This is a genomic window from Pseudarthrobacter leeuwenhoeki, assembly GCF_055412885.1.
Genome location: NZ_JBVAYY010000008.1, coordinates 182,425 through 203,633, shown reverse-complemented (window position 1 = coordinate 203,633; position 21,209 = coordinate 182,425). Strand labels below are relative to the sequence as shown.

Below are 21,209 nucleotides of genomic sequence, written 5' to 3'. Positions count from 1 at the left end.
TTCCCCAAAAAACAGTCCGGCACGCCCGAACGTCTTCACACTAGATCAGTTCCACCGTAACGACTACCTTGGGGTCTGTGCGTATAGACATAGTGACCAAAGAATTCCCGCCCGAAATCTATGGCGGCGCCGGGGTCCACGTGGCCGAACTCAGCAGGGTGCTTGCCAAGCACGTGGATCTGCGGGTGCGCGCCTTCGGCGCGCCCCGTGACCCCGGGTATCACGGGGCGACGGTCACGTCCTACGCCGTGCCCGAGGATCTCGGCGGGGCGAACGCCGCGCTGCAGACCCTCGGGGTGGATTTGCGGATCGTCCCGGACGTCGCCGGCGCGGATGTTGTGCATTCGCACACCTGGTACGCCAACATGGCCGGGCACATCGCCTCGCTGCTGCACGGCGTTCCGCATGTCCTCAGCGCCCATAGCCTGGAGCCGCTGCGCCCGTGGAAGGCCGAGCAGCTCGGCGGCGGCTACGCCCTGTCCTCCTGGGTGGAAAAAACCGCCTACGAGGCCGCGGCCGCCATCATCGCCGTGTCCGAGGGTATGCGCCAGGACATTCTCCGCAGCTATCCCGAGGTGGACCCGGCCAAGGTCAAGGTGGTGCACAACGGCATCGACGTGAGCATGTGGAACCGGGACGAGGGTGAGGACGTCGTCCGGGCCCTCGGGATCGACCCGGCCCTGCCGAGCGTGGTCTTCGTGGGCCGCAACACCCGCCAGAAGGGCGTGCCCTACCTGCTGCGCGCCGCCGCCAAGCTGCCCGCAGGCGTCCAGCTGGTGCTGTGCCTCGGCGCCGCCGACACCCCCGAGCTGGCGGCCGAAACCGCGCTCCTGATCGAACAGCTGCAGACCCAGCGCAGCGGGGTGATCCTGGTGGAGCGGATGCTGCCGCGCAACGAGCTCATCCAGGTCCTTAGCCACGCCACGGCGTTCGCGTGCCCGTCCATCTACGAGCCGCTTGGCATCGTCAACCTTGAGGCGATGGCCTGCGGCGCCGCCGTCGTGGCCAGCGCCACCGGCGGGATCCCCGAGGTTGTCCAGCATGGCGAGACCGGACTGCTGGTGGACATCGAGCAGGTCACGGACGGGACCGGCACTCCGCTGGATCCGGAAAAGTTCGTCACCGAATTCGCCGCCGCGCTGACCGAAGTCGTGTCCGATCCCGCCCGGGCCCGGGCAATGGGACAGGCCGGCCGGCGCCGGGCCGAGGAGCACTTCTCCTGGGAATCCATCACGGAAACCACCCTCGAGGTCTACCGTTCGGTGCTCCCCAAGGGTTCCTGACCCCGGCACCCGAAGAACAGACAACAACGGCAGAACAGGCGACGACGGCGCCGCCCCGGCTCAGGGGCGGCGCCGTCGTCGTATACTCCGTCGTCGAATTACAGCCGGGTCAGGCGCCGGACGCCTTGGTCCCGGAGCCCTTGCGGGCCAGCAGGATTTTTTCATCCACCGGGGCATCGCCGCTGGCGCGCTGGGTGCGGAAGTACTCGCGGGCCTCGTCCTGGCGGAGCTTCTCAGCGCCCGTGGCGATCTGCGCACGGAGGTGTTCGGGGCCGAACCCGAAGGCGTCGACCAGATCCAGTGCGTGCGGACGGATCTTCACAAGCAGGCGGTTAATGTAGCCGCCCACGGTCCGGGCGCGCTGCATGGAGAGCCGGCCGTTCATCAGGTACCAGGACAGGTTTTCCTCGATCAGGGACAACCCGAAGAGGTCGCGCAGCCAGGTCAGGACCTTTTTGGTGCCCGGGTCCGTGACCCTGCCCAGCGCTTCGGTGAAGGCCTCCCATTGCAGCAGCTCGGCGTGCGCCTTGGCCGCCTCGATGAGTTCGTTCTGGTGGCTGTTGAACAGAGCCGCCCCCTGCTGTTGCGGCAGCTTGTTCGCGCCCTTGAGTGCCGAGCCGACTTCGGCGACCATGGTCTGCACCCGGTCGGTCAGCAGTGCACGCTGGCTTGCCTCGTCCTTGATCGCGATGGCGGCCTTCTGCACCGACCCGGAATCCGCCATGAACTGCGCGACACCGCGCAGGCCGGTCCGGTGGATGGCGGCTCCGGTGGCCTGGCCGACCACGTAGCGGGCCAGCACGCCGAAGTCCACCGTGCGGAATTCCCTGGCGTAATCGGCCAGCAGCCGCTTGGCGACCAGCTGCAGCAGGACGGTGTTGTCACCCTCGAAGGTGGCGTACACGTCGAGGTCGGCGCGCAGCGAGGCGAAGCGGTTCTCGATCAGGAAGCCGGCGCCGCCGCAGGCCTCGCGGCATTCCTGCAGGGTATCCAGCGCGTGCCAGGTACTGAGCGGCTTGAGCGCCGCCGCCAGGGTTTCCAGGTCCTGGCGGTCCTCGTCCGTGTCAGCCCGGCCGGAGAAGACGTCGTCGAACTTCTCCAGCAGCTGTTCACTGGCGAAACCGGCGGCGTACGTGGTGGCCAGGCGGGTGAACAGCCGGCGCTGGTGCCGCTGGTAGTCCAGCAGCGCTTCCTCGTCGGTCTGCGAGGAGGCATTGAACTGGCGGCGTTCCGTGGCGTACTGGATTGCAGTCTTCAGGGCCAGCTTCGACGCGATGACGGCGGCGCCGTCGAGCGAGACGCGGCCCTGGACGAGGGTGCCGAGCATGGTGAAGAAGCGGCGGCCCGGGCTGGCGATGGGGGAGCTGTAGCTGCCGTCGGCGTCGACGTTGCCGTAGCGGTTGAGCAGGTTGGTGCGCGGGATCCGGACATGAGTGAAGTGCAGCCGGCCGTTGTCGATGCCGTTCAGCCCGCCCTTGACGCCGTCGTCCTCGCCGCCGATGCCCGGCAGGAATTCCTTCGTGGCGGGGTCGCGGAGGTCCATGTAGAAAGCGTGGACGCCGTGGTTCACGCCCTGCGTCACCAGCTGGGCGAAGACGACGGCGGCGATGCCGTCCACTGCCGCGTTGCCGATATAGTCCTTCCACGCGGCCCGGAACGGCGTATGCACCACGAATTCCTCGGTGGCCGGATCGTAGGTGGCGGTGGTGGCGATGCTGGCGACGTCCGAGCCGTGCCCGGTCTCCGTCATGGCAAAACAGCCGGGAATGTCCAGGTTCATGATGCCGGGCAGCCACTTCTGGTGGTGCTCCTCCGTGCCGAGGTGGTTCACGGCGGAGCCGAACAGACCCCACTGGACCCCCGCCTTGATCTGCAGCGAGGGGTCGGCGATGACGAGTTCCTGGAACCCGGCCACGTTGCCGCCGTGTTCATCGGCCCCCCCGACGGACACGGGGAAGGCGCGGTGCACGGCACCGTTGTCCACCAGGATCTTGAGCTGGCCGAAGGCGCGGCGGCGGTGCTCGGTATGGGTCAGCCCCTCCGTCTTGTGCAGTTCCGGCTGGCCTGCGAGTGCCCGTGCGGTGCGGCGGGTATCGGCCCACTTTCCCAGCAGCAGCTCGCCCAGCGCGGCGACGTCGACGACGGGAGCCGCCGAGGCCGGCGAGCCGGGCGAGGCCGCCGGACGTGTGGATGCCGGCTTCGCGGCAGAGCGGTTCGCAGGGGAGCCCGTGGGGCGGTCGGCTAGTTCGGTCATGTCGATTCCTTCGTTGGTTCTGACAAGGTCGGTGCTGAAACGGGTGGTGAAGTCGGTGCTGCCGTGCGCAGCTCGGGGGCAATGCCGAGGAACAGCCAGTCGGTAATCTGGCGTGCCATGGCCGCCTGGTCGGGCTTGGTTGGCGACGCCGGGCTGGCCAGCCATTGTTCGCCGGCGTTCCGGACGAGGCCGATCGCCGCGTTCGGCCAGTATTCGATCACGGCCTCGCGCCCGGCCGAGCCGCCCAGGTGCTCACGCATGGGCCGGGCGACCATGTCGCTGATGGCAGCGAAGAAGTGACCCAGGGCTCCGGCGGTGGCGATGGTGCCGCCCGTGGCTTCGCCGGGGGTGTAGCGCGTGACAAAGGTATAGACGTTGGGGCTGGTTTCCGCCATCTGGAGGTACGCGGACACCATCGCCAGCAGTCCCTCGCGGGGCGTCTGGGCGCCTTGGGCGGCTTCCTGGATGCGGCGCTGCATCTGGCTCAGCACGACTTCGCCCACTGCCTGCTGGAGCCCCGCCTTGTCCCCGAAGTAGCGGTAGAACACGGACTTGGAGGTGCCGGCCGCGACGGCAATGTCTTCCATGGACGCGTCGCTGCCGAGCCTGTGCACGGCCTTGCGGGCTGATTTGATCAGCTCACGGCGGCGCTCCTCACGGTGTGACTGCCAGCGGGAGTCGCGGCCGTCCACACCGCCGGCAGCGGCGCTGGCGGAGCCTCGTGCGCTGCCGCCGGGAAAGTCAGGCTGGGGGATGTTCACGATACCCAGCGTATCAGGTACGCTGAGTATCGGTAACCGCTTAGATCAAAGGAGACAGCCCATGTCCGTCAACGGACAGTCCGCACCCGGACCAAAGGAATCAACCGCCCCGGCGACGCCCGAGGCCGTCACGGCAGCAGCCTCCCCTTCCGCGGCAAACGCCGCTGCACCGGCAGGACCGGCAGCGCCGCGGCTCCGCAGGGCTGTCATCGTTGGCGGCAACCGCATTCCCTTCGCCCGGACCGGGGGGGCGTACACCAAGTCCTCCAACCAGGACATGCTGACCGCAGCCCTGGACGGGCTCGTCGCCCGCTTCGGGCTGCAGGACGAACTCATCGGCGAGGTTGCCGCCGGGGCGGTGCTCAAGCACTCCCGTGACTTCAACCTGACGCGTGAAGCCGTGCTGGGCTCCGCGCTCTCGGCCGAGACCCCCGCCTACGACCTCCAGCAGGCCTGCGCCACCGGGCTGGAAACGGTCCTCGGCCTCGCCAACAAGATCAAGCTCGGCCAGATCGATTCGGCGATCGCCGGCGGCGTCGACTCCGCCTCGGACGCCCCCATCGCCGTGAGCGAGGGCCTGCGCGAAGTGCTCCTTGACCTGAACCGGGCCAAGACGCTGCCGCAGCGGCTGCAGGCCCTTAGCCGCCTCAGGCCCAAGCACCTGTCCCCGGACGCCCCCAACACGGGCGAACCGCGCACCGGCCTGTCCATGGGGGAACACCAGGCGCTGACCACGGCGCAGTGGAAGATCACCCGGGAGGCGCAGGATGAACTGGCCTTCAACAGCCACCGCAACCTCGCCGCAGCCTACGACGCAGGCTTCTTCGATGACCTGCTCACCCCCTACCGCGGCCTCACCCGGGACTCCAACATGAGGGCCGACACCAGCCTCGAGAAGCTCGCCACCCTCAAGCCCGTCTTTGGCAAGAACCTGGGCGCCGCGGCCACCATGACGGCAGGCAACTCCACCCCGCTCACGGACGGCGCCTCCACCGTGCTGCTGGCGGCCGAGGACTGGGCGGATGCCCATGATCTGCCCAAGCTGGCAACCGTCGTCGACGGCGAGGCGGCGGCGGTCGACTTCGTTCACGGCAAGGACGGCCTCCTGATGGCTCCGGCTTTCGCCGTACCCCGGCTGCTGGCCCGCAACGGTCTCAGCCTCGACGACTTTGACTTCTTCGAGATCCATGAGGCCTTCGCCGGTACCGTGCTGAGCACCCTGGCTGCGTGGGAGGACGATGAATTCGGCCGCACCCGGCTGGGGCTGGACGGAGCCTTCGGCAGCATCGACCGGTCCAAGCTCAACGTCAACGGATCCTCCCTGGCAGCGGGCCACCCGTTTGCGGCCACCGGCGGAAGGATCGTCGCCTCGCTCGCGAAAATGCTGCACACCAAGGGCCGCGTTGACGGCCGCCCGGCCCGCGGTCTCATCTCCATCTGCGCCGCCGGCGGCCAGGGCGTCGTCGCTATTCTCGAAGCATCCTAGGGGGATCCGATGACCGACAAATACACCCACTTCGTGAGCCAGGGCCCGGGCAAAGACCTTGCCCGGAAACTTGGGCTGCCCCAGCCGGTGGTGCTGCGCCGCCACCAGCCGGGACAGCCGCTCGTGAGCGGGCCCGTCCTGGTCCAGGGAGGCGGCAGCGGCGCCGATGCGCTGGCCTCGACGCTCCTGTCCTGGAATCTCGATGTGCGGCGCCACGCGGTGCCCAAGGAAAAGCTCGGCGCCATCATCCTCGTACTGGATGAACTGGGCCGTCCGGAAGACCTGGAAAAGCCGGTGCTCACCGCTGCCACGTCCCTCCGGGACCTGACAGCGAACGCCCGCGTCATCACCGTCTCCCGCGCGGCGGCGGATGCTGCAAATCCAGCCACTGCGGACCCGGCCGCCGCCGCAGCCCGCCAGGGCGTGGACGGGCTCCTCCGCTCGCTGGCCAAGGAGCTCCGTGCCGGCGCCACCGCGAACGGCATCCTGCTCTCCGACGGCGCCGGCACCACCAGCCCCAGCACCCTCGGAGCGCTCCGGTTCTTCCTCTCCGGCCGGTCCGCGTTCATCGACGGGCAGTTCCTCACCGTCAGCTCCGCCGAAGGGCAGCTGCCGGCCGACGCCGAGAAGCCACTCGCGGGGAAAGTCGCCGTCGTGACCGGAGCCGCGCGCGGAATCGGCGCCGCGATTGCGCGCACCCTCCACCGCGACGGCGCCACGATTGTCGTCGTCGACATCCCGGCCGCCGGCGACCACCTCGCCGCCGTGGCCAACGAGGTGCACGGCACGGCCCTGCAGCTGGACATCAGCCGCGAGGACGCCGGGCAGCGGATCATCGACCACGCCGTGGAACGTCACGGGCGTCTGGACATCGTGATCCACAACGCCGGCATCACCCGGGACAAGCTGCTTGCCAACATGGACCAGGGCCGCTGGAACTCGGTGATCGCGGTCAACATCGCCGCGCAGCTGCGGATCAACGGGGCACTGCTGGCCTCCGAGCATTTCCGGAGCTCCCCGCGGATCGTCTCCGTCGCCTCAACAAGCGGCATCGCCGGCAACCGCGGCCAGACCAACTATGCCGCCTCCAAGGGCGGCGTGATGGGCATGGTCCGGGCCACGGCTCCGCTGATCGGCACGCACGGCGGCTCCATTAACGCCGTCGCCCCGGGCTTCATCGAGACGGAGATGACCGCGAAGATCCCCTTCGCCACACGCGAGATCGCCCGCCGGCTGAACTCCCTGCAGCAGGGCGGCCGGCCGGGCGACGTCGCCGAGGCCATCGCGTTCCTGGCCAGCGACGCGGCCGGGGGCATCTCCGGCGAGGTCCTGCGGGTCTGCGGGCAGAATCTGGTGGGAGCATGACCCCACCACTGCCCGTCATCCTGGGGGAGATGCCGTCGCTGTCCAAGCTCTACGTCAACGCGGCAGCCACCGCCGCCCGCCGCCGGGTTCTCGGCACCCATGCGGGCGCCGGGCTCCCGGAGGCACGGCACGAGGTCCGCGGCGTCAGGGCATCGGTGGAAAACCTCACCGCGTACCAGCACCTGATCGGCGAGACCGCGAGCGACGTCCTGCCGGCCGGCTTCATCCATGCGCTGGCGTTCCCGCTGGCCATGAGCGTGATGAACCGGGATGACTTTCCGCTGCCGCTGCTGGGAATGATCCACCTGCAAAACCACGTGGTCCAGTCCGCGCCGCTCCGGTTCACCGAGGCCCTGGACATCCATGCCCGGGCGGAGAACCTGCGCGGGCACCGGTCCGGCACCCAGCTGGACCTCGTCGCGGAAGTGCGTCGGGCGGGCGAGGACGCCGTGAGCTGGCGCGGTGTCTCCACTTACCTGGCGAAAGGCGTGTTCCTGCCCGGAATCGACAAGCCCACGGCCGCGTCGGCTGCGGCGGACTTCCTGGCGCCGGATCCGACCGCGCTGTGGGAGCTGGGCGTCGACGCGGGCCGGGCCTACGCCGCCGTCTCCGGCGACTTCAACCCGATCCACCTGAGCGTCCTCTCGGCCAAGGCCCTGGGTATGCGACGATCGATTGCGCATGGCATGTACCTGGCGTCACGTGCCCTCGCCGATGTGGGGGCCGCCAAGGGCGACGCCTTCAGCTGGGATGTGGCCTTCGAGGCGCCGGTGTTCCTGCCGGCCCGCGTTGCGCTGGGCATCAGCACCGGCCAGGACACTGACGGGGCATGGCGGCGCTCGGACTACGTCGCCTGGAATTCGCGGTCCGGACGCAAACACTTCAGCGGATCGGTGGCAGCGCTCTAGTTCCACCCGGCCGCAGATGCCGACGGCGGTGTCCGCCCGCAGGGGAGGGCACCGCCGTCGTTGTCTGCGCAGTTGCCAGCGTTCCGGGGCCTGAGGACCGATCCCCGGAAAATTCACGCCAAACGGGGTGTTGGTGACGGTGCTGTCACCAGCCGCAACGAGGACGAAGATGTCTGGGGCAAGTCGGACATTTATCTGCCTTCCGGATACAGGAGCAACAGGGCCACAGTGTCATCCTGCTGCCGGAACGGTTCAAGTGCGGTGCCTGCCGAGGCGTGACCGAAGAGTCGGCACGCCGGGACCCTGGAGGTCCTCAAGGTAAGGAACGCGTCCGGCCATCGTCATCACCAGCGCGAGGGTCGACCCAGTAATCAGCGCTCCCGTACCTGTGATGAAGGGCCCGTCATCTGCCCTCAATTGCAGACTGGCAGCGTGCGTGCGGCTGGCCACTGTGAAGTCGCGGCGCGCGTAGAACTCCGCGACGGGTGTCAACGCGTCAATGCTCGGAGTACGGGGAAGCCCCAGCGGGTGGCGGATGTCTTGAGCGTGTACGACTACCTCCCCCAGATAGGCCGGAGTGTCGGAGGACGGTGCGATGCTGCTATTGATGACGGCGCGAAACCGGTCCAGGGTTTCGGCCAAGGTATTACCGCGGTGCTCCTCCAGTCGGCGTTGGTTGTGCACGTCAGGGCGGAAGCGCGCACCCAGCATGCTGCGCAGCCACTGCCACTGGTTCAGACTCGCTGCGGCAGTGAGATGCGCGACGACTTGCTCGACATCCCACCGCCCACATAGAGTCCCGTGATGCCATTGCTCCGGGCTAAGGACTGCCAGGTCCTCCGCCAGCGCGGCGCGCTCAGCATGCGCTAGAGCCCAAAGGTGGCCGTCCAAAGATTTCGCCATGACGTCCGGTTCCCCTGTTCGACTTTCGTGGCTTCGCTCCCACGCTCGCTTCTTATAGACGCATTCAAGCACAGCAAATCATCGGTAGGACGAAAACGCCTCAGAGAAAGTCACGCTAAGCCCCGTACCTGCCGGGAACCCCGTGCGCTACTTCTTGTCCGCGGCGGCCTTCACCAAGCGAAGCATCCGGTGCAGGCTCAACAGGATCGATTCGACAGCGCTGGGGGCGTCGGTTGCCGCTTCCCCGGCCCCTACGCGTGAAGTCAGGGCCTTGACGGCGGCGTCGGCCTCTTCGGCAAGCTCCGAATGGCGGTCCGGGCTCCCCTTTTCGACCGCCTCCAGCACATCGCCGACGGCGGCCATGGCGTCGGCCAGCGGCGCAGCGTATTCATCCGGCACCACAAAGGGAGAGTCCCTGGCCCAGATGACGTCCGAGAGCACCTGCGTCACGTCCTGGACGTGGAAGGTCACCTGTTCCAGGTCCCGCAGGTTGCGGTAGTCCAGCTCAATGTCCCGCGGATGGAGCCGGCGCCGGGGGTTGGCCTGCCGGCTGGCGTCCGCCTTCTCCACGGCCAGGCGGACGGAACGCGCGGACGCTTCGAGGGCGCCGGACCGCTGTGACCAGTCCTCGTGTTCCGGCGGCCAGCTCTCCTTCAGCGCCTTGGCCATGTCCCAGAGCTGCTGGGCGAGCGCGAGGCGCAGTTCGGCGATGCTGAGCTCGGCGGCGCGGAAGTGCAGCGGCGGGAACACCAGCAGGTTCACGAGGATGCCCACGGTGACCCCGGCGGCCATCTGAAGGAGATAGCCGAAGGAGAACTGGTCCGGATTGTGGCCGCCGACCAGCAGGACCAGGAGCGCCGCCGTCGGGATCCAGTCCCGGCCCGCGCCAATATTCGGGAGTCCGGCGAGGACGACCCCGAAAGCCATCACGACACCGACCGTCAGCGGCGTCGGGCTGCCCAGAATGAACAGCACGAAGGCCAGCCCAACCCCGATGGCCAGCCCCGCGAGTGTCTGCACACCCTGCTTCATGGAACCGGCGACGTTTTCGTACATCGCCACCAGGGCGCCCAGCGGGGCGTAATAGGGGTAATCGGCCGCGGAGCCGGGCATAAACGGTGCAATGGCGAAGGCAATGCCCGCCGCCAGCCCTGCCTTCAGGGCCAGCTGCAGCCGGGGCCACAGCAGCGCTGCGCGGATGTTGCCGGCCACCATCCGCCGGAGCCGCCGCAGCAGGGAGGGGCCGCCGGTGTGCGCGGCCTCGTCTGTAGTTGTCACCCGATTCAGCCTAGGGCTGGGATGTTGCTGCGACAACTGGACGAACCCCGCCCCTGGCGCCCTTCGGTCTAGTCCGCCCCGTGCCCCGGAGCGACTTCCTCCCCGGCACGGACCGCCCCTGGCGGCGTTCCCCCGCCGAAGGGGCGTCCGCCGAGGGCGTCACGGCCGTGGGCGGCCAGCCAATTGCCGAGCTCCGGACCCGCCGGAACGATCCCGGTGGGGTTGATGTCCTCGTGGACGATGTAATAGTGCTGCTTGATCTGCACGAAGTCGGTGGTGTCGCCAAACCCCGGGGTCTGGAACAGGTCGCGGGCGTAGGCCCACAGTGCGGGCATCTCGCTGAGTTTCTGCCGGTTGCATTTGAAATGCCCGTGGTAGACGGCATCGAAGCGTGCCAGCGTCGTGAAGAGCCGGACGTCGGCCTCGGTGATCGTGTCTCCCACCAGGTACCGCTGTCCGGTGAGGCGCTCCTCCAGCCAGTCCAGGGCGGTCCAGAGCCGGACGTAGGCGGCATCGTAGGCTTCCTGGGACCCGGCGAAGCCGCAGCGGTACACGCCGTTGTTCACCTCGGTGAAGACCCGCTTGTTGACCGCCTCGATCTCCCCGCGCAGTGCCGCCGGGTACAGGTCCGGGGCACCGGGGCGGTGGTACGCGGTCCATTCGGTCGCGAAGTCGAGGGTGATCTGCGGGAAGTCGTTGGTCACCACCTGGCCGCTGGCAATGTCGACAATGGCGGGCACGGTGATGCCGCGGGGATAGTCCGGAAACCGGCGGAAGTAGGACTCCTGGATCCGCTCCACGCCCAGCACCGGATCCCTGCCGTCCGGGTCCAGGTCAAAGGTCCAGGAGCGTGCATCGTGGGTGGGGCCGGGCTGGCCGAGCGAAATGGCGTCCTCGAGGCCCAGCAGCCGCCGCACGATCACGGTCCGGTTGGCCCACGGGCAGGCGCGGGCCGCGATCAGCCGGTAGCGTCCCGGCTCCACCGGCCAGCCGGGCTCACCGTTCCGGCCGGGGGCGCCGTCGCGGGTGATCCGGTCCTCGATGTAGTTGGTGTCCCGGCTGAACTCCGCACCTCCGGTCACGTAGGCACCCTTGGTGCTGAATCCCGGGTCGTCCGTGTGTGTTGTGCTCATGGTCCCAGCCTATGCCGGGGGGCCGCCGTGTCCCGGCACTGCAAGCAGCGGCAGAGTTGCGAAAACCTGCGACATCGGCTGCCAGGCAACCCACCAGGCGGCACCGACGACGGCGGCGAACAGGACGATCCAGACGGCGGCGGGGATGCGGGTGGCCCGGAAGAGCAGGTACGCGTCCGACGTCGCCAGCCGGTCCCGCCGCGACAGGTGCACATTGGCGAGCTTGCCGAGGTCCCGGACGGCGGCGACGAGGAGCGCCAGGCCCAGGACGATCATGACATGGCCGTTGAATTCGGGCGGGACAAACAGCACCAGCAGGGCGGCGGCCAGGACCGCGGCGGCGGTGATCAGCAGACCGATGCCGTTGCGGATGAACAGGAACGAGGCCAGCAGGATCAGGGTCCCGAGTGACATCGCCGCCGGACCCCAGCCGTTGAAGCCGCTCCAGACCATTGCGGCGCCGACAACGGCCGGCACCGGGTATCCCCAGAACGTGGACCAGACGGCGGCCAGGGGTCTCCGGCTGTATGTGGTGGTGGTGCCCGAATGGTCCAGGCTCAGGTGGATGCCGCCGAGGCGCTGCCCGGTCATGAGGGCCGCGAACGCGTGGCCGAGCTCATGGGTCACGGTGGCCAGCAACCCGAAGTACCGCCAGGTCACCCGCGGCAGGGAAAGGGCGACGGCCAGGAGGATGACCAGGGCCAGTTCAGTGCCGGTGACGTGCGGGACGGGGGACTGGGAGAATCCTGCGACAATCCGGTTCCACCAGGTCTCGGCTGGATTTCTCATGCTGAGGTCCGGTCCGGGCGTCCAGCGGCGCCCGCCGGCCCGGCACTGTGCCGGATGCAGTACGGGGTCCAGGGCCGGGCCTCCAGCCTGCCCTCCGCGATGTGTTCCCCGCCTACGGCGCAGACGCCGTAGGTGCCGGCGTCGATCCGTGCCAGGGCCGCCTCAATCTCCACGAGGCCCAGACGGCTCTGCTCCAGCAGTGCCGAGGCCTGGGAGAGCTCAAACGCGATCGTCGCCCCCTCGGGATCGTGTTCGTCGTCGACATTGGAATCCTGCCGGGCGGCATTCACCGAGGAGATGTCCCGGCGCAGCGCGGGAAGGAGGGCAAGTTTCCGGTGGCGCTCCTCCTGGAGGAGGATCCGGAACCGTTCGAGGTCGACCATAGGCTGCAAGGCTAGCGCGGACGCTGCGGCTGAGTCTAAAGCCGGCGTCGGAATCCGCAGCGGGCCGGCTTCACATGGCTGGGCCGAAAGGCCCGGTGCCCGCATGGGTCTCCGCCGTACAGTGGGGAAGAGAGCGGGGCGGGCCCCTCTCCAGCAGACCCGGGAGGCGTTATGGATCAGCCAGCGGCCAGCACCGTCAACAAGAATGCTGATGAGGACGCCGAGGCCCTCGCGGCGGTGGAGCAGCACCATGCGGGCATGCTCAAGCGCCTCGACGCGCTGACGGCGACACTCGTCCGCGCCGTCCGGACGGGGGACGCCGTGGCGGAGCATGATGCCCATGAGGTGCTGGTGGAGTGGTGCGAGACCGATCTTGTCCCGCATGCGCTCGCCGAGGAGGGCCCGCTGTACAGCGCGCCCCGGGAACTGCCGCAGGGAAAACTGCTCGTGGAGGGCATGCTGGCCGAGCACCAGGTGATCGTCGGCCTGGTCGAGGAACTGCGGGGATCTGCCGGGGTGGATGCCGCAGTGGCCGCCGGCTCCATCCGGAACATCTTCGCCCTGCATCTGGAGAAGGAGAACCGGCTCCTGATGCCGTTTATCGTCGCGTCCCCCGAGCTGTCCCTGGCGCGCGCCGTCGAGGGCCTGCACGAGCTGGTGGGCGAAACCCACGTCCATCGACCCGGGACGGGGCACGGGGGCACCGTCTAGAGTTGGCCCATGACTGATGGTATGCACGACGACAACGGGCCCAGCGCCGCCGTACTGCTGCGGGAACTTGCGGCGGCCCACGGGGTGGGAACGAGCTACTGGGGCTGGGACGGCGTCGAACGCTCCGTCGCCGACAGCACGCTGCGCGGCGTCCTGGCCGCACTGGGCGTCCCCGCCGGGGAACCGGACGAGATGGAACGGTCCCTGGCCGAGGCCCGCCAGGCCCCGTGGCGGCGCCTGCTGCCTCCGGTCGCCGTCGCCCGTGAAGGGCAGGAGCTCCACGTCAACGTCCACGTACCGCACGGAAGCGCCGTCAGCGTCTGGATCGTCGCCGAAAACGGCACGCGGTACGAGACCACGCAGCGGGAGAACTGGGACACGCCGGTCGACGTCGACGGCGTCCTCACCGGCCGGGCGACCTTCGCGGTCCCGGACCATGTGCCCCTCGGCTGGCACACCCTGCTGGCGGACAACGAGGGCACGTCAGCCCAGTGCCCGCTCGTCGTCACACCGCAACGGCTCCAAACGACCGGGGCGCTCGCCGGGCGGCGGAACTGGGGACTGACGGCACAGCTCTATTCCGTACGGTCATCCCGGTCCTGGGGCATCGGTGACTTCGCGGACCTCGCAGACCTCGCCGCCATGACCGGGCAGGAGGGCGCCGGTTTCCTGCTGGTCAACCCGCTGCACGCCGCCGAGCCCCGGCCGCCGGTCGAGGACTCGCCCTACCTGCCCACGACACGGCGCTACTTCAACCCGCTCTACCTTCGGGTGGAGGAGATCCCCGAATACGGCTACCTCGACCCGGCCGGCCGGGCCGACATAGAGCGGCTGGCCGCACGACAACACTCCGCGAACCACTCCACCGGGCTGCTGGACCGGAACTCCAGTTTCGGGGCAAAACTGACCGCGCTCGAGCTGGTCTTCGGAGTGACGCGCGACCCTGCCCGCGCACGCGCGTTTGCGGACTTCTGCACCGAACAGGGCCAGGGACTCGACGACTTCGCCCTCTGGTGCGCCCTGGCCGAGAAGCTGGCCCCGGACGCCCCGCAGTGGGCCGGGGCCGCGTCCGCGCCGGACACCACCTACTGCAAGGAACAGCGGGCCCTGCTTGCCGGGCGGATCGAGTTCCACCGCTGGCTGCAGTGGCTCTGCGACGTCCAGCTTGAAGCCGCCCAGCGCTCGGCCCGGCTGTCGGGCATGGAAATCGGCGTCATCCACGATCTGGCGGTCGGCGTAAAACTGGGCGGTGCGGACGACTGGTCTCTAGCCGGAGTGCTGGCCCGGGGCGTCACGGTCGGCGCCCCGCCGGACATGTTCAACCAGCAGGGGCAGAACTGGACCCAGCCGCCGTGGCACCCCGGCCGGCTCGCCGAATCAGGGTACGCCGCCTACCGGGACATGCTCCGTACGGTGCTGCGCCATGCCGGCGGAATCCGCGTGGACCACATTCTGGGCCTGTTCCGGCTGTGGTGGATCCCGGAAGGTGCCGGGCCGGAGCACGGCACCTACGTCTACTACGACCACGAGGCGCTGATCGGCATCCTCGCCCTGGAGGCGCAGCGGGCCGGAGCGATCGTGATCGGCGAGGACCTGGGGGTGTTTGAGCCGTGGGTGCGGGACTACCTGGCGGAACGCGGCATCTTCGGCACGTCCATCCTCTGGTTCGAGCACGACGCCGACGGCCCGATCCCGCCGGAGCGGTACCGAAGTCAGTGCCTGACCAGCGTCAACACCCACGACCTGCCCCCGACGGCCGGCTACCTGGCCGGCGAACACGTCACCCTCCGAGAATCACTGGGCCTGCTGCAGCGTCCGGTGGACGAGGAACGCGCTGAGGCCGCTGCCGAGCAGCAGGCGGTGCTCGGGCTCCTGCGGGAACGCGGTCTCCTGCCGGAGCCGGGGCACCAGGACGTGCAGGCCACCGTCGAGGCGCTCTACGCTTTCACGACCCTCACGCCGTCGTCCCTGCTGGGCGTTGCACTGGTGGACGCGGTGGGGGAGACCCGGACGCAGAACCAGCCCGGGACCGACACGCAGTACCCCAACTGGCGCATTCCACTGGCCGGTCCGCGGGGACCCGTCCTGCTGGATGCGCTGCAGGCCAATCCCGGATTCCGCTCACTCGTCGGAACCATCCGGTCCGCGCTGCATCCGGACGCCTAACGGCGGTGGGGTCGCAGTGAGGCGCGTTGGCATTTCCGCCCCGGCCATTGTCCTCGCGCTGGGACTGCTTCTGGCCGGGTGCACCGGTCCCGGGCCGGCGCCCTCCCCGCCGCCGTCGACGCCGGTCCCGTCCGGCGCCGCTTCCTCACCCCCAGCCACGGATACCGCGTCTCCGTCCGCTTACGCCCGGCGGACCGTCGACCATGTGGTCATCATCGTCATGGAGAACAAGGCAGCCAGCCGGATTCTGGGAGCCGAGGATGCGCCGTACCTGAACAGCCTGGCGAAGGACTACGCCCTGGCAGCCAACTATCACGCAGTAACGCGGCCCAGCCTGCCGAATTACATCGCCCTGACCAGCGGCACCACTGCCGGTATCACGAGGAATTGCGGACCCGCCGCAGACAGCTGCCAGGCCGATGTGAGGACTATTGCCGACGAAATCACCCTGTCGGGAAGGGACTGGCGGATATACGCCGAAGGGATGCCCGGGCCGTGCCTGGCCGAGGACTCCGGACGATACGCGGTGAAGCACAACCCGTTTATGTACTATCCGTCCGTGACGGATAACAGGGAGTCGTGCGCCAACCATGTGGTGCCCCTGAGCTGGCTGGACGATGACCTGAAGTCTGCCCGAACCCTGCCGGACTACGTCTTCATTACTCCTGACATGTGCAGCAGCACCCATGACTGCCCGGTCCGGACCGGCGACGACTGGTTGTCCCGGCAGGTTCCCAAAATCCTCGCCTCACCGGCGTTCACCTCAAAGAACTCCCTTCTGGTGGTCACCTATGACGAAGGGAGCGGGTCCAGTAACCAGGTTGCCACGGTCTTCGCCGGTCCCGCGGCGCGGAAGGGCTACACCTCGGATACCCGCTTCACGCACTACTCCCTGCTGCGCACGGTTGAAGACGCCTGGGGCCTGGATCCGCTGACGGACAATGACCGGGATGCCGCGGGCATGGCCGAACTGCTGAAATAGCCGAGTCCAGCTGGCTGCGATGCTTCAGGGTGCGTTCTGCGCGGCCGCCGGCGCTGTCGCCCGATGCCCGGGACTAACGCTGCAGCGTTCCGGCGGCAAGGTCCTTGACCCCCTCCGGGGTGGACCGGCCGAGGCGGCGGTCGGTGACGAGGCGGAGCTTCGCGGCGGCGATCTGGACGCCGGGGTCGCGGGAGGCGGCACGGTGCCGAGGGTCTGCGGCTTCCGACGGCGGGGCGATGGCCGGCCGGGCCAGTGCGCGGTCCAGCGGGTCCGCCCAGGCAACCGTGATGATCTCAAGTTCCTCCGGGCTGGCCAGTGCACTGCCGGCGAGGACCGCCAGGACCCCCAGGCCCAGTTCGGCCCGGCGCGGGTCAGCGGAGAGGGAGCCGTCGAGCGCCCACTGGGTGCGGGTCCACCATTCGCTGCGGTTGTCCGCCTCCCGTTGCTGGGCCAGTGCGGCCGTGTCAGCGGCGGCGCGCTGAGTCAGGGTGCGCAGGCTGATGACGGCACCGATGACGGCCGCGAGCAGCACGGCAAGCGGACCCAGGGCGGCAAGAACCTGCCACCACTCGGCGGGGCCGGTCTGTACGAAGACGTTGACGGGATCTGCGGTCGGCGTCATGGCACCAGCATGGCTGCGAGGGTTGGTTTGTTCAGTCGGCCAGATCCTGTGCGAGCTGGCTCGTTAGGTGTACTCATATGGTTCCCCCAGCCTTGTCCGTGAGGTCTGAGTCTAGCTGCGGCCGTCTGTCGAGAGTATGAACAACAGCACGGCCCTCCACGGCCGCTGTCCGTCCCCTGACCGCCTGCCGGCTGTAATCTGGCAGCGAACTACTACTCATGGGGGAACATTGACCGAGAACATCCCGCCGATTCCGCTGGCACCANCCCCCCCCCCCCCCCCCCCCCCCCCCCCCCCCCCCCCCCCCCCCCCCCCCCCCCCCCCCCCCCCCCCCCCCCCCCCCCCCCCCCCCCCCCCCCCCCCCCCCCCCCCCCCGCGCCGTGGGGCCCCGCCGGCCTGCGGAAACCAAAGTCCTCCGGCCACCGGGTCTCCTCCGGCATCGTCGGGATTCTGCTGGGCACCTGGCTGTTCATCCCGTCCATCGCCGGTTTCGAGGAAGGCGGCGCGGGGTTCATGTCGTTCCTCGTTCTGGTTGCGGCACTGGGCAACGTCACTGCCGGCATCGTGCTCCTGGCCAACCAGCGCAGCCGGAACCAGGGCCCGCCAATAACGTCGCTGAGCCTCGCCGGCTTCGCCGTGCTGCTGGGGCTCGTCGGCCTGACAGTGCCGTACTTCGGTGCGGCGCTGTTGGTGACCTCCCTTCTCCTGGCCGCCCCCGTCCTCATCGTCATGGGGATTGGGCTGTCGCGGGAGAAGCGCGGCGCCTGAGCCGCCGAAGCGGCTTATCCTGGCAGGCCCGGCGGGAGTCGGTGTCGTGGTGCCGCACACCGGCGCACTGTCTTCAGGCAGGGCGCCAGGCTGTGGGCGAATAGCTGCCTCACATCGTTCGCCCGCACAGTCGATCCCACCAAAACTTCCCGGATCGGTCCCGTCAGCTGTGCCGGACGCGCGGTTACCGCCGGCCCAACACGCTGCACCACGCGACGGCGGCGCGGGAAAAATCGGTTCAGATGCGGCCGGCGCAGTTCAGAGCTGTACCGTGAGAGACCTCCGAGCCCGGGAACGCCAGCCAGGCAAAAGAAAGACCAGGTCGACACCGGCACCGCCGCCGGCCCAACCTAAGCCAGGCCGACGTGACCTGCCGAGCTGGCCCATGGATACCGCTGCGGGAAACCGTCGGCAGGATGATCCGAGGCCGCCACCGAACACTGGAGAGCCGATGACCGATGACCAGATCCTCTTCCGCAACTGGCGAAGGGAGTCCGGATGCTGGGCGCTAAGAGCGGGCCACGCCCCGGGCCGACGGCCGACAACTACGCCCTCGGATACGCCCAGCGCGTGGGTCATGGGCTCCTGGATGTACGGCGGCATGTTGGCAGCCGCCGGCGCCGTTTACGCACTGGTCTCCGTAGCGACCGGAGAGGACCCCGAAACGGGCGTCGGCGTGGCTCTCGTGGGGCTGGCCCTCGCGGCCCTCGGCTGTCTGGCCTCAGCGCCGAAGCGGTTTAGCCGGAAGCTCCCGAAGCCGTCAACGGACGTAGCCCGTGCGGAGCAGTCGATCCGCATCAACAAAGGGGTGGCCATCGGTTCCAACATCGTCATGACGGTCATCGTTCTTGCGTTCGCGTTCGGAATGCCCCGGGGGCTGGCGCCCGACGTCATCCCAGTCCTCGCCATGATGTGGGTCTGGGCCCCACTGACCGGCGTTCTCATCATGCGGGCCAGGAAGCTGCTGATGGAGCGCGGTCCCAGGTACGAGCGTTGGCTCCAGGGCCGCTGAGCCGGGCAGAGCGGATGTCGCCTCCGCACACATGACGGGTATGGAAATACTTCCCGGCCTGGACCTCACGTCCGCAGCTCAGGTCGCCAGCTCAGGCCGCCGGCGGCGCACCCGCGGCGCTGTTCACCGCCACAGACCGGCACGTCCACCCTCCGCTGCCCAACCCCGGATAGGCTGACACCCATGCCACAGGTCCGTGCCGAACGACTCATTCGCCTCGACCCGGGGACGGCTTTCGCGTTCTCCCGGACCACCGGTGGCTTCCGGCTCAAATGGGATCCTTTCATCTCAGCGCAGGGCTGGCTCAACGGCGCCCGTGCCGCCGGCAAAGGCGTCCGCACCCGGACCGTGTCCCGCGTGGGCCTGGTTATGGTCAGCGAGTACGTCTCCTTTATCCCGCCGAAGAACGTCTTCGAGAAGTTCGGCGGCGGCTGGCGGTTCAGCCCAGAGGACGGCGGGACCCGTGCTGTCTGGAAGTACACCTTCACCTGCCACCCGGCGTGGCTGCAACCGATCGCCGAACGCATTGGAGCCTGGCTGCTGGGCAAGGAGATCGAACGGCGCATATACGCCTTCGCGCGCGCCTGCGAAAACCCGGAGCTCGTCGCCGAATTCCGCAGTCTCCCCGCGCCCTGAAGAGGAATTGCCCGAGGGCCGTACACCTGACCTTAGAAGGCCGGCCCGCCGGCCTGATCCTCCAGACATGAACCAGCACGGAGCAAGGTGGCTCCTGCCCCGGCTGGCAGCCGCTTTTCAGCACCCGCGTGGGCGAAACCGGAGCCCGCCCGGACGGGAACAGAAAAAACCCCCAGAATCCGTGGATTCTGGGGGTTTTCCTTCTGTGCGCGGAGGGGGACTTGAACCCCCACCCCCTTTCGAGGACTAGCACCTCAAGCTAGCGCGTCTGCCATTCCGCCACCCGCGCAGGTGGTATTCGGTGAACCTTTTCGCCTTTCAGCGTTACGGTTTTCTCCGAAGCAGCGAGAAAGACTCTAGCATGAACTTTCCCGAAACAAACAATCGGGGCGTCAGCGGGCATGTGGGTAGGCTGAAGCCAGCAACAGAGCCGACGCCACGAGGAGTGAAACATGACTGATATCAGGCCCGAGGACGAAGTCGTCAGGATCTGCCAGGAACTGATCCGGATCGACACGTCCAACTACGGCGACGGTTCCGGCCCGGGGGAGCGGGCAGCCGCCGAATACACCGCGGGACTGATGACCGAAGTGGGGCTGGACGCCGAGATCTTCGAGGCCGCCCCGGGCCGCGCCAGCGTGGTGACCAGGCTGGCTGGTGAGGACCCCTCCGCCAGCGCCCTCGTGGTCCACGGGCACCTGGACGTTGTCCCCGCACTCCGTGAGCAGTGGTCGGTGGACCCCTTCGGCGCGGAACTCAAGGACGGCATGATCTGGGGCCGCGGCGCCGTGGACATGAAGGACATGGACGCCATGATCCTCTCCGTTCTGCGGAATTTCGCCCGCACCGGACGCAAGCCCAAGCGGGACCTCATCTTCGCGTTCTTCGCCGACGAGGAGGCCGGCGGCACCTTCGGCGCCCGCTACGCGATCGAGAAGCGGCCCGAACTCTTCGACGGCGCCACCGAGGCCATCTCCGAGGTCGGCGGCTTCTCGGCCACCATCGGCGGCCAGCGCACCTACCTGCTCCAGACCGCCGAAAAGGGCCTGTCCTGGCTGCGCCTCGTCGCGCACGGCCGCGCGGGCCACGGCTCCCAGATCAACACGGACAACGCCGTCACGCGGCTGGCCAGCGCAGTTTCCCGGATCGGGGAATACCGCTGGCCGGTGGAGCTGACGCCCACCACGCGGCAGTTCCTCGACGGCGTGACGGAACTCACCGGCGTGGAATTCGATCCCGACGATCCGGACAAGATCCTCAAGGAGCTCGGCACCGTGGCCCGCTTCGTTGGCGCCACCCTGCAGAACACCACCAACCCCACCCTGCTCAAGGGCGGCTACAAGCACAATGTGATCCCCGAATCCGCGGAGGCCCTCATCGATTGCCGGACCCTGCCCGGCCAGGAGGAGCACGTCCTCGAAGTCGTCCGCGAACTGGCCGGCAAGGGCGTGGCCGTAAGCTACGTCCACAACGACGTCTCCCTTGAGGTCCCGTTCGCCGGGAACCTCGTGGACTCCATGATCGACGCGCTGCACGCCGAGGACCCGGGCGCCAAAGTCCTGCCTTACACACTGTCCGGCGGCACGGACAACAAGTCCCTGAGCCGACTGGGCATCACCGGGTACGGCTTCGCGCCGCTCCAGCTCCCGGACGAGCTGGACTTCACCGGGATGTTCCACGGTGTGGACGAACGCGTCCCCACCGACTCCCTGAAATTCGGCGCCCGGGTGCTCGATACCCTGCTCACCAATTACTGAAGCCCGAAAGTT

At 68.5% G+C, this 21,209-nt stretch carries 19 protein-coding genes and 1 tRNA gene; 11 read left to right on the top strand and 9 right to left on the bottom strand.

The features are described from left to right. Positions 1 to 77 precede the first annotated feature (77 nt). Entirely contained in the window at positions 78 to 1,283 is a 1,206-nt protein-coding gene (gene glgA / locus ACZYX4_RS09345) for a glycogen synthase (protein ID WP_463875294.1), read from the top strand. A gap of 109 nt (positions 1,284 to 1,392) precedes the next feature. Here glgA and ACZYX4_RS09340 read toward each other — a convergent pair whose 3' ends face one another. Together ACZYX4_RS09340 and ACZYX4_RS09335 are read right to left on the bottom strand one after the other, a co-directional pair. Further along, positions 1,393 to 3,537, bottom strand: a complete 2,145-nt coding sequence (locus ACZYX4_RS09340) for an acyl-CoA dehydrogenase family protein (protein WP_463875293.1) — start codon at positions 3,535 to 3,537, stop codon at positions 1,393 to 1,395. Then, positions 3,534 to 4,292 (bottom strand): TetR/AcrR family transcriptional regulator, encoded by a 759-nt coding sequence (locus tag ACZYX4_RS09335; RefSeq protein ID WP_463875319.1) that lies wholly within the window; start codon positions 4,290 to 4,292, stop codon positions 3,534 to 3,536. Before ACZYX4_RS09335 ends, ACZYX4_RS09340 begins: the two co-directional genes overlap by 4 nt. A gap of 67 nt (positions 4,293 to 4,359) precedes the next feature. Here ACZYX4_RS09335 and ACZYX4_RS09330 point away from each other — a divergent pair, with 67 nt between their 5' ends. From ACZYX4_RS09330 to ACZYX4_RS09320, 3 genes are read left to right on the top strand one after another with little or no spacing between them, the layout of a single operon-like run. Further along, on the top strand, positions 4,360 to 5,784 hold the full coding sequence (locus tag ACZYX4_RS09330) for an acetyl-CoA C-acetyltransferase (protein WP_463875292.1): 1,425 nt from the start codon (positions 4,360 to 4,362) through the stop codon (positions 5,782 to 5,784). 9 nt (positions 5,785 to 5,793) lie between these two features. Continuing rightward, positions 5,794 to 7,149, top strand: coding sequence for a 3-oxoacyl-ACP reductase (locus tag ACZYX4_RS09325; protein WP_463875291.1), 1,356 nt, complete (start codon positions 5,794 to 5,796; stop codon positions 7,147 to 7,149). Beyond that, positions 7,146 to 8,057, top strand: a complete 912-nt coding sequence (locus ACZYX4_RS09320; RefSeq protein ID WP_463875290.1) for a MaoC family dehydratase — start codon at positions 7,146 to 7,148, stop codon at positions 8,055 to 8,057. Before ACZYX4_RS09325 ends, ACZYX4_RS09320 begins: the two co-directional genes overlap by 4 nt. 252 nt (positions 8,058 to 8,309) lie before the next feature. Here ACZYX4_RS09320 and ACZYX4_RS09315 read toward each other — a convergent pair whose 3' ends face one another. From ACZYX4_RS09315 to ACZYX4_RS09295, 5 genes are all read right to left on the bottom strand, one after another. Then, positions 8,310 to 8,960, bottom strand: a complete 651-nt coding sequence (locus tag ACZYX4_RS09315) for a maleylpyruvate isomerase family mycothiol-dependent enzyme (RefSeq protein ID WP_463875289.1) — start codon at positions 8,958 to 8,960, stop codon at positions 8,310 to 8,312. Between the two features lie 147 nt (positions 8,961 to 9,107). Continuing rightward, positions 9,108 to 10,175 carry an FUSC family protein gene (locus ACZYX4_RS09310; RefSeq protein ID WP_463875318.1) on the bottom strand — a complete coding sequence of 356 codons (1,068 nt, stop codon included), beginning with the start codon at positions 10,173 to 10,175 and terminating at the stop codon, positions 9,108 to 9,110. A 131-nt stretch (positions 10,176 to 10,306) separates the two neighbouring features. Continuing rightward, positions 10,307 to 11,371, bottom strand: coding sequence for a glutathione S-transferase family protein (locus ACZYX4_RS09305; RefSeq protein ID WP_463875288.1), 1,065 nt, complete (start codon positions 11,369 to 11,371; stop codon positions 10,307 to 10,309). Positions 11,372 to 11,380: 9 nt separating this feature from the next. Further along, positions 11,381 to 12,160 (bottom strand): M50 family metallopeptidase, encoded by a 780-nt coding sequence (locus ACZYX4_RS09300; RefSeq protein WP_463875287.1) that lies wholly within the window; start codon positions 12,158 to 12,160, stop codon positions 11,381 to 11,383. Further along, complete coding sequence (locus ACZYX4_RS09295; RefSeq protein ID WP_463875286.1) at positions 12,157 to 12,543, bottom strand: TraR/DksA family transcriptional regulator; 387 nt, start codon at positions 12,541 to 12,543, stop codon at positions 12,157 to 12,159. Before ACZYX4_RS09295 ends, ACZYX4_RS09300 begins: the two co-directional genes overlap by 4 nt. A gap of 171 nt (positions 12,544 to 12,714) precedes the next feature. Between ACZYX4_RS09295 and ACZYX4_RS09290 the strand changes: the two genes are divergently transcribed. Genes ACZYX4_RS09290 through ACZYX4_RS09280 form a run of 3 tightly spaced genes read left to right on the top strand, consistent with a single transcriptional unit; the run spans position 12,715 to position 16,402 of the window. Next, positions 12,715 to 13,254, top strand: coding sequence for a hemerythrin domain-containing protein (locus ACZYX4_RS09290; RefSeq protein ID WP_463875285.1), 540 nt, complete (start codon positions 12,715 to 12,717; stop codon positions 13,252 to 13,254). A gap of 9 nt (positions 13,255 to 13,263) precedes the next feature. Continuing rightward, positions 13,264 to 15,420, top strand: a complete 2,157-nt coding sequence (gene malQ, locus ACZYX4_RS09285; RefSeq protein WP_463875284.1) for a 4-alpha-glucanotransferase — start codon at positions 13,264 to 13,266, stop codon at positions 15,418 to 15,420. 16 nt (positions 15,421 to 15,436) lie between these two features. Beyond that, the gene (locus tag ACZYX4_RS09280) at positions 15,437 to 16,402 is read left to right on the top strand and encodes an alkaline phosphatase family protein (RefSeq protein ID WP_463875283.1); all 966 of its coding nucleotides are present in this window, start codon (positions 15,437 to 15,439) and stop codon (positions 16,400 to 16,402) included. A 73-nt stretch (positions 16,403 to 16,475) separates the two neighbouring features. On the opposite strand, the gene ACZYX4_RS09275 is transcribed toward ACZYX4_RS09280, so the two are convergent. Next, on the bottom strand, positions 16,476 to 17,024 hold the full coding sequence (locus ACZYX4_RS09275; RefSeq protein ID WP_463875282.1) for a hypothetical protein: 549 nt from the start codon (positions 17,022 to 17,024) through the stop codon (positions 16,476 to 16,478). A 513-nt stretch (positions 17,025 to 17,537) separates the two neighbouring features. On the opposite strand from ACZYX4_RS09275, the gene ACZYX4_RS09270 reads away from it, so the two are divergent. The 3 genes from ACZYX4_RS09270 to ACZYX4_RS09260 all read left to right on the top strand — a co-directional run bounded on the left by ACZYX4_RS09270 (position 17,538) and on the right by ACZYX4_RS09260 (position 19,440). After that, positions 17,538 to 17,792 carry a hypothetical protein gene (locus ACZYX4_RS09270; protein WP_463875281.1) on the top strand — a complete coding sequence of 85 codons (255 nt, stop codon included), beginning with the start codon at positions 17,538 to 17,540 and terminating at the stop codon, positions 17,790 to 17,792. A gap of 601 nt (positions 17,793 to 18,393) precedes the next feature. Next, complete coding sequence (locus ACZYX4_RS09265) at positions 18,394 to 18,804, top strand: hypothetical protein (RefSeq protein WP_463875280.1); 411 nt, start codon at positions 18,394 to 18,396, stop codon at positions 18,802 to 18,804. 183 nt (positions 18,805 to 18,987) lie between these two features. Beyond that, positions 18,988 to 19,440 (top strand): SRPBCC family protein, encoded by a 453-nt coding sequence (locus ACZYX4_RS09260; RefSeq protein WP_463875279.1) that lies wholly within the window; start codon positions 18,988 to 18,990, stop codon positions 19,438 to 19,440. Positions 19,441 to 19,646: 206 nt separating this feature from the next. Here the strand turns inward: ACZYX4_RS09260 and ACZYX4_RS09255 are convergent. Continuing rightward, a tRNA-Leu gene (locus ACZYX4_RS09255) sits at positions 19,647 to 19,729 on the bottom strand. A 163-nt stretch (positions 19,730 to 19,892) separates the two neighbouring features. Between ACZYX4_RS09255 and ACZYX4_RS09250 the strand changes: the two genes are divergently transcribed. Then, positions 19,893 to 21,197: a M20/M25/M40 family metallo-hydrolase gene (locus ACZYX4_RS09250; RefSeq protein WP_463875278.1), complete on the top strand. Its 1,305-nt coding sequence runs from the start codon at positions 19,893 to 19,895 to the stop codon at positions 21,195 to 21,197. Positions 21,198 to 21,209: the final 12 nt, after the last annotated feature.

What these genes read in the sequence shown, in the direction of transcription:
- ACZYX4_RS09265 (WP_463875280.1), top strand. Translation starts at nt 18,394, where the DNA reads ATGTTGGCAGCCGCCGGCGCCGTTTACGCACTGGTCTCCGTAGCGACC.
- ACZYX4_RS09320 (WP_463875290.1), top strand. Translation starts at nt 7,146, where the DNA reads ATGACCCCACCACTGCCCGTCATCCTGGGGGAGATGCCGTCGCTGTCC.
- ACZYX4_RS09290 (WP_463875285.1), top strand. Translation starts at nt 12,715, where the DNA reads ATGGATCAGCCAGCGGCCAGCACCGTCAACAAGAATGCTGATGAGGAC.
- ACZYX4_RS09295 (WP_463875286.1), bottom strand. Translation starts at nt 12,543, where the DNA reads ATGGTCGACCTCGAACGGTTCCGGATCCTCCTCCAGGAGGAGCGCCAC.
- ACZYX4_RS09310 (WP_463875318.1), bottom strand. Translation starts at nt 10,175, where the DNA reads ATGGTGGCCGGCAACATCCGCGCAGCGCTGCTGTGGCCCCGGCTGCAG.
- malQ (WP_463875284.1), top strand. Translation starts at nt 13,264, where the DNA reads ATGACTGATGGTATGCACGACGACAACGGGCCCAGCGCCGCCGTACTG.
- ACZYX4_RS09270 (WP_463875281.1), top strand. Translation starts at nt 17,538, where the DNA reads ATGTCGTTCCTCGTTCTGGTTGCGGCACTGGGCAACGTCACTGCCGGC.
- ACZYX4_RS09330 (WP_463875292.1), top strand. Translation starts at nt 4,360, where the DNA reads ATGTCCGTCAACGGACAGTCCGCACCCGGACCAAAGGAATCAACCGCC.
- ACZYX4_RS09260 (WP_463875279.1), top strand. Translation starts at nt 18,988, where the DNA reads ATGCCACAGGTCCGTGCCGAACGACTCATTCGCCTCGACCCGGGGACG.
- ACZYX4_RS09300 (WP_463875287.1), bottom strand. Translation starts at nt 12,160, where the DNA reads ATGAGAAATCCAGCCGAGACCTGGTGGAACCGGATTGTCGCAGGATTC.
- ACZYX4_RS09325 (WP_463875291.1), top strand. Translation starts at nt 5,794, where the DNA reads ATGACCGACAAATACACCCACTTCGTGAGCCAGGGCCCGGGCAAAGAC.
- ACZYX4_RS09315 (WP_463875289.1), bottom strand. Translation starts at nt 8,960, where the DNA reads ATGGCGAAATCTTTGGACGGCCACCTTTGGGCTCTAGCGCATGCTGAG.
- ACZYX4_RS09275 (WP_463875282.1), bottom strand. Translation starts at nt 17,024, where the DNA reads ATGACGCCGACCGCAGATCCCGTCAACGTCTTCGTACAGACCGGCCCC.
- ACZYX4_RS09250 (WP_463875278.1), top strand. Translation starts at nt 19,893, where the DNA reads ATGACTGATATCAGGCCCGAGGACGAAGTCGTCAGGATCTGCCAGGAA.
- ACZYX4_RS09340 (WP_463875293.1), bottom strand. Translation starts at nt 3,537, where the DNA reads ATGACCGAACTAGCCGACCGCCCCACGGGCTCCCCTGCGAACCGCTCT.
- ACZYX4_RS09305 (WP_463875288.1), bottom strand. Translation starts at nt 11,371, where the DNA reads ATGAGCACAACACACACGGACGACCCGGGATTCAGCACCAAGGGTGCC.